At 60.9% G+C, this 6,513-nt stretch carries 5 protein-coding genes; 1 reads left to right on the top strand and 4 read right to left on the bottom strand.

All coding sequences use genetic code 11. The features are described from left to right. Nucleotides 1-360: 360 nt before the first annotated feature. Nucleotides 361-1,062, top strand: a complete 702-nt coding sequence (locus V6590_RS20535) for a class I SAM-dependent methyltransferase (protein ID WP_335425579.1) — start codon at nucleotides 361-363, stop codon at nucleotides 1,060-1,062. A 107-nt stretch (nucleotides 1,063-1,169) separates the two neighbouring features. Here V6590_RS20535 and V6590_RS20530 read toward each other — a convergent pair whose 3' ends face one another. The 4 genes from V6590_RS20530 to V6590_RS20515 form a co-directional block, all read right to left on the bottom strand. Further along, nucleotides 1,170-1,910, bottom strand: a complete 741-nt coding sequence (locus V6590_RS20530; protein ID WP_335425578.1) for a hypothetical protein — start codon at nucleotides 1,908-1,910, stop codon at nucleotides 1,170-1,172. Next, entirely contained in the window at nucleotides 1,910-4,465 is a 2,556-nt protein-coding gene (locus V6590_RS20525; RefSeq protein ID WP_335425577.1) for a VWA domain-containing protein, read from the bottom strand. Before V6590_RS20525 ends, V6590_RS20530 begins: the two co-directional genes overlap by 1 nt. A gap of 24 nt (nucleotides 4,466-4,489) precedes the next feature. After that, nucleotides 4,490-5,062 carry a hypothetical protein gene (locus V6590_RS20520; RefSeq protein ID WP_335425576.1) on the bottom strand — a complete coding sequence of 191 codons (573 nt, stop codon included), beginning with the start codon at nucleotides 5,060-5,062 and terminating at the stop codon, nucleotides 4,490-4,492. Nucleotides 5,063-5,229: 167 nt separating this feature from the next. Then, complete coding sequence (locus V6590_RS20515) at nucleotides 5,230-6,198, bottom strand: helix-turn-helix transcriptional regulator (RefSeq protein ID WP_335425575.1); 969 nt, start codon at nucleotides 6,196-6,198, stop codon at nucleotides 5,230-5,232. Nucleotides 6,199-6,513: the final 315 nt, after the last annotated feature.

Here is a 6,513-nt window from a genome sequence, read left to right as displayed (position 1 = left end):
CAACCCAAACCGATCAGCAGGTGCAGGCCGTAGCTTAACTCAGCAGGAAATCTGTCCAAGAGTTGGGGAGTAGCTCAAATTGAACGAGCCGACACGCTGTTTGGGCGCGACAGTTCTCGGTGATCTCAGGCGAGGATCACTCTGTTTCTCCTGTTGAAGACTGGCCTGAAGAACAGAGGCAACTGAGCGAGCGTTGGCCCACTGTGCAGAAAAATACTGCCGCGAGCCAGGATATGCGGGTTCGAGGCCTGAGCTGTTCCACTGGCCTGCTGCCACCGAAGACGCCGTTCGGTTTTGTAAGTGCTTGTTCAGCGGTCTGATTCCGGCGATCATGACGCCAGACAGCAACCCATTTGGTGAATGTCGGTTCCAAGATCAGAGGTCAATCCGATGCGTACGTGGTTAGAAGAGACTTTCAGCGGGGTTGTCAATCTCGAAGCACTGGGTCCATCAAAGATCGACGTTCTTGTTGAAGCCTTTGAAAAGGCCGTACCGTGCCCAGATCGGCAAATAGAGCGGACCCTTAACAGAGTTTGGTTAGCTGAGAGGCTACCCCGTCACGCAATAGGGGCAGAGATTGGAGTTTTCAGAGGACACTTTGCGGAAGTGATTTGCCAAGTGGCTAAGCCCCGAGTGGTCTACCTGGTTGACCCTTGGACTCTCGAAGGTGATACATTCAAATGGGGCGCAGCCTACACAAATCACAAGAAGCTCAAGACGATTGATGCATATGAGGAATGCAAGTTAAGAGTCACGCGTGGAGGAGCTAAGCAAGTTGTTATGGTGCAGGGCTACTTCCCCGAGTGCTCTAGAGCTGTTCAACACAAGCTTGATTGGGCTTACCTTGATGCAAGCCACAGCTACGAGGATACTCTTGCTGAGCTTCACGCTCTTGATGTGCTCATGAACCCAATGGCGGTAATTGCGGGTGATGATTGGTCGCCCGCCCCTAGCTCTCAACATCATGGTGTCTTCCGAGCGGTGCAGGAGTTTGCCGCTTGTTCACGCTGGAAGCTTGTAATGTGTGGATACCTCAGGCAGTGGATGCTGAAGCGGTACTAGCGGTTAGGAGCCGTTGGTCTGAACTGTTGCGGTGGATGCTCCCTGACGGCATCAAGTGTGCTAGAGTGGTTTCGATGGAAACAAGATGGTGCTTCGGTGATAGCCTCTTATGGGCCTACCCTTTCAAAATCATAGATAGCGTTCGCCCTACAGTCCGCCATGCCCAGTACGGCGAGAGCAGCGGCATTGGCCCCCTGAGCCGCAGCAAGGTGCAACGATACTGTCGCCTCGGCACGGTCTGAGGTGGTCAGGGTGGCGGTTGTGATGATGCTGATTTTCAGCGTGTCATTCGCGGGAACAGGAAACACCCCGTCAAACTGTGTAGGGCTACGCTGCGTCCAGAGGAAGCGATCGGGCGCATCGCCCATGACGAATTGGGACGGGTGAAACTTGCCGCCCCAAACAATCTGTTTGTGCATCTGTGTGCCATCGACCAGCTGTGGCACCATCTCGGCCACCTGTGGCAGGCAGCCCGTTATCTCTTGCATGCGCACGGTTCCGCGCCATGTGCCGTCTTTCGGTATGACGCTGAACAGCTCGATTGGACAGAGACCCGCGCCGCCATGGGCGGCATCGATCTGGTCGGGACTTGACCTGCTCCAGCTGAAATCCGTGCCTTCCATGACCAGTACCATCTCTGCGGCGCCCGGAGGGGCGGGGCTGCCCACCACGGTTTCGTATTCCACAAGTGTTACCGCAGAAAGGCTGCAGCGACAGCCGGTTTCCGTGCAATCGGCCACTAGGATTTTGTCTTCTGCCAGCACGGGCCTGGCCAAAAGGGACAGGGCAAGAATGGGGAGGCCCAGCACGAAGGTTGCTACGTGCCGAGCCATGAAGCTGGTTTGCATCAGTATTCTCCGGTCAATCTGGCACGCAGGGCGGCGGCAGTTTCTGGTGACAGATCAAGCCGGAGATCTGCGTCGGCTGGGGGCGGAGATTCCGTCTGGCCTTGCGTTGTGGGACTCAGGGTCAAGCTGAGCGCAATGTCGTTGAAGGCGGTGATCACCGTCGCTGTTGCATTGGACCAATGGCACAATGTGCCAGCGGCGGTGCTGCGGCAGCGGCCATTCTCCGCACTCCACCGGATAGGGTTCAACTCGATTCGCGCGCCATCCGGGGCTATGAACCCCATCATGGGCTGGTTCGCCGTAACACCAGCGGCAGTTTTGGAAAAAACCGGCGTGTCAGCGACCCATCCGGCCGGCAGGGTAAAGCCTAAGCCAGTCGCGGCATCCTGCAGCAGGCAGCCTTCGGGCCCGTCGCAGCGATAGGCAATTTCAGCGTCAGACTGCGCCTGGGCCACGATCTGGCCTTCCCGCGGGATCACATGGTTGGTCTGTCCGGCATCAACGGTGATGCGCCCAAAAAAGGTGGCATTGTCCGTCATGCCAAAGATCGCCCATTCACCGGGGCTCAGGCTGGTATGCCACCCCCCTGTGACGGTATCGGCCAGACGATCGTCCTCCGTCTCGCCCTCGGGTGTCGCGGACCATTCGACAGGACCGTCAAAACCTTCGGCCCTGATCGTGACTGCCACCGCATTGCCTGAGGGCGCATCTTCGCCCATGCCGATGGTTTCAAAGGGTGCCAGTGGAATTTCGAAAGCCTGCCCTGCCGCTTCAGTGACAGTGATATCGGCGCCAAATGCCTGTCCTGCCGCGTCGTCCGACGAGGCTTCGCCATAGATGCGCCAGCGGCCAAGGTAAAGGTCTGTAGTCCAGGGCCGGGTCATGGGTTCGGGCATGGCCACCGCCTCGGGGACGGCGGGGTGCGTTTCCAAAGGTTCGGCGGACCAAAGGATCGGCTGGTTCGCGTAATCGGTCGGGACGGACAGGGCTACCGGCACAAGGGCTGGGCCTGCAGTTGGGATGGCGTCGACCCTGTCCAGCGTCACAGTGATTGGTCTGGTGTGGATCGTCTCGCTGTCAAGGAACACATAGCGGAATTCATAACGGCCCGGGAGGTCTGGCATGGTCCAATCCATGCTGTTCTTTCCTTCGGTGTAATCATAGCCCCAGCGTTCGCCCGTATCGGCGTTCCACAGCTGGATATTGTCAAGAAAGGCCTCTGGTCCAACCCAGGTGATCGTGACCGTGCTGCCCACTTGTGCCGTGTCGGGGGCTGTAATTGACACCGGGGCCTCGGACAGGGTCAGGGGTGCACGGGCGATGATTTCCTCGGACTTGTAGGAATAGACGACCTCATACGGCCCTGTCCTGAACGGCAGGCGCAGATCGACAAAGGGGTCACCATCGACCGCAGTCTCGGCGAGCCAGTTTCCGCCCGCGTCCAAAACGCGGATATGGTCGAATTCTTCATGCGGGCCGTTAAAGGCCACCCGCAGCAGTGACCCGGCCGGGGCCGTCTCTGAGAACGTTAGGCTGGCCGTTGGCAAGATGGGTGCAGGTGCGTAGGGGCGGATCAGCATAAGCACGCCGTCCTTGATGCCAGATGCCCAGCCTTCTTCGGGCGGAAAGGCCTGGTAATCCATCTCGCTGGCAGCCGGGAAGGCAAAGCAGCGCGCCTCTTCTACGAAAAGGCTGCCCGGAGGTTCATACCGCCAAGCGGCACAGCCCCGATCGTTCGTACACAGTGCCGCGCAATCCACCGCACTGCCCGTAGCCGGGAAGGCAAAATCCGCCAGCGTGGATTCTGCGGCCCCCGTGGTCCGCCCAGTCGGGGACAGGGCAATGCCCTGCATCTCGGGTGACCCTGGATAGTAGCGCCGCTGCGCCGGGACGGCGATTTCTTCCTGCGGCGGTGTGACAGCGGTGGTAAGGGCCTCGACAAGCGCCCCGGCATTGCCAGCCTCCAGATACTGACCACCGGTTTCGGTGGCCAGACAGGCGACCTGCGCGCCTTCGGCCCCGGTCAGACCAAAGCCGATGACATGGGCGGTAAAGTTCAGCCCAGAAGACTCCAGCTCACGCCCCAGGGCGCAGGGGTCGGCGTCGCAGGTTTCCAGACCATCGGTGACCAGCACGACAGTGGCAGCCGCTTCGCCATAGCGCAGTGTCTCGGCAGCCTGCCGCACCGCCTCTGATAACGGTGTCTTCCCCAGAAACCGCATCCTGCCGACGGCGGCGGCAATCCCCGGTCCGGTGTCGGGTGCGGGGGGCACGATCAGCTCTATATCGCTGCAGTTGCCCTTTTCGCGGTGGCCATAAGCCATCAGGCCCAGTTCCTGCCCGGCCGGAAGGCTGCCCAGCACGGTGGCCACCGTATCGCGGGCAATCTCCAGCTTGGGGCGGCCTTCAATCTGCCCCCACATGGAGCCCGAACCATCCATCACCAGAATGCTGCGCGGGGCCTCGGCCAATGCGGCAGCCGACAGTATGGGGCCAGCCAGCAGAAGGCCGGTACAGAACCGGGTCAGGCGGCACAGGATAGGTGGCAGGGTCATGGGGGCACCTTCAGGCGAAAGGGATCACTGGTCGAACCGGGCGAGCACGTCGAAATCCATCGCAGAAAGGATGGTCGCCATGTCCTCCACGCTGCTGCCCTGCGCCTGCACCAGCACACGATTGGCCACCAGCGCCGAAAGAGATCCGTCCTGATCCAGCATCTCGGTCGCGCCCACCTTCACGACCTTGCCCATCATCGCCATCATCTGCGGATTGCCCAGAATGCCTGCCATGCTTGCTACGACAGGGCTGTCCGCAGTCAGGGTCAGGGTGAAGCTGCGCCCGTCGTCATGGCTATAGGTCGCATCGGCGATCGTGCCGACGGCTCCGCCAAACAGGCCCATGGCACCCGCGCCATTCTCGCCCTGCGTCATGGTCCAACCCTCGGTCGGCTGTGGCAATGCGCGGGCCAGCCGCTCCTGTTGCAGGGCCTGCACGGCGCGGGCGGCAGTGGTCACCTGGGCCGCCGTCTGACCCAATTCACCCTTGGCATAGGCCTCTTGCGCGGCGTTCAGGGCATCGCTGACCGCATCGGCATGGGCCAATCCGGTCCACATGGCCAGGGCGATTACGGGGGCTGCCAGCCTGATCTTCATGGTCATTCCTCTGCGTCTGTCTGCGTTCTTGTCACGATCTTGCGCACCGCTGCCCACAGCGTGTGGGAACGGTTGAGCCGGACCTTAGGCCAGTTCGGCGGCGTATTCTTGGGGTAGACGGCACTGGCTATGGGCTGCACGGCACAAGGGTAACGCTGTTGCCAGACTTATCCCCGTGACAGGCGCGCACGGCTTTCCGAGGGTGTTTCGCCATGGATCTGGCGATAGCATTTGTTGAACCAGGACAGATCGCCAAAGCCCGCGGCCATGGCCAGATCGGAGATGGACCGGTGATCCTGTACCGGATCGGCCAGCATGCGGCGCAAAAACTGCATCCGCTTGCAGGTTAGGTAGTCGCGAAAGGTGGTATCTGTCTCGGCAAACAGCGCGCGGGCATAGCGTTCGGAAATGCCATGCGCTGCGGCGACAACCGCCAGCGACAGGCCAGGTTCGGTCAGATGCGTGTCGATCGTGTCCTTGATCGCCCGTAGCCGCGCCGCCCGCACGCCGCGCCCCTGCGCCTCAAGCCGGGCACTGTCATCTGCATTCAGGGCAATCCGGGCAAGTTCGTGCAGATGGCTGCAATAGAGGGCACGTTCCCCCGCGTTCAGCCCTTCGGCTTCCGCCTCCAGCGACTGGGCATAGCGGATGAACATGCGCCATTGCGGTGATATCTGCTGGGTCTGGCGCAGCCGCCCGTTCAGCCCCCGTGCCGATTGCGCCAATGCCGCGCGCGGAATCGATACATAGAACAAGTCCGACCTTTCGGCCTGAAACACCGCGCGACCGGCCACATCATTGGGGTCCAGATAGATCTGCCCGGGCTTGCATTCGACGGCCGGGCCGCCGGTCTGCACCATGGAGAACCCGTGGTTCAGCGGGATATGGATCAGAAGATTGTCACCCTCATCCGCAGCCATCGCCTGGGTGCGGGTGGTGGCACAGGCCGAATGGCTGGTCCTTGCAGTTACCGCGCCCGGCAGGATCTTGATCATGGTTGAAGAGGCATAGCTGTCCGGCGATACGGGGTCGATCGCCAGCTTGCAGATCGCCGCCGCCGCCGCTTCAAATGCCTGAACCCGGTTGCGCGGGTCGAAGTTTTCCGTCGACAGCGCAATGACGGGGAGCGGTTCCAAAGCCGTGACCAAGCAGTGCCTTCCCTTGTTTCGTCATAACGCAATAGCTGCAGCTTGCCGTCCGTCCGGCCTGTGTCAAGATTTAGATCGCACGGAATGTTTTCAGGCTTCGGTCTGCTTGAGCAGCGTCCATTTGCGGTAAAGACCATCCCTCCTCTCAGATGCTCTTCTTTCCTACCGCTCCCAATCCTGCTCTGCGCGAGGGGCCGGGGCCGCCAGCCGCTGTTCGGCCTGCCCGATCTCTTTAAGCGTCAGCCCGAAGGCGACATGCGACCGGGCGGCAGACAGGAGCGCGCGGGCAATCCACTGCCGTTC

The organism is Gemmobacter denitrificans, assembly GCF_036964905.1.
Taxonomy (GTDB): domain Bacteria; phylum Pseudomonadota; class Alphaproteobacteria; order Rhodobacterales; family Rhodobacteraceae; genus Gemmobacter; species Gemmobacter denitrificans.
This window is presented reverse-complemented; position numbering and strand designations above follow the sequence as displayed.

Excerpts from the sequence above, each read along its gene's own strand:
- V6590_RS20535 (WP_335425579.1), top strand. The coding sequence starts at position 361 with ATGTCGGTTCCAAGATCAGAGGTCAATCCGATGCGTACGTGGTTAGAA.
- V6590_RS20530 (WP_335425578.1), bottom strand. The coding sequence starts at position 1,910 with ATGCAAACCAGCTTCATGGCTCGGCACGTAGCAACCTTCGTGCTGGGC.
- V6590_RS20525 (WP_335425577.1), bottom strand. The coding sequence starts at position 4,465 with ATGACCCTGCCACCTATCCTGTGCCGCCTGACCCGGTTCTGTACCGGC.
- V6590_RS20520 (WP_335425576.1), bottom strand. The coding sequence starts at position 5,062 with ATGAAGATCAGGCTGGCAGCCCCCGTAATCGCCCTGGCCATGTGGACC.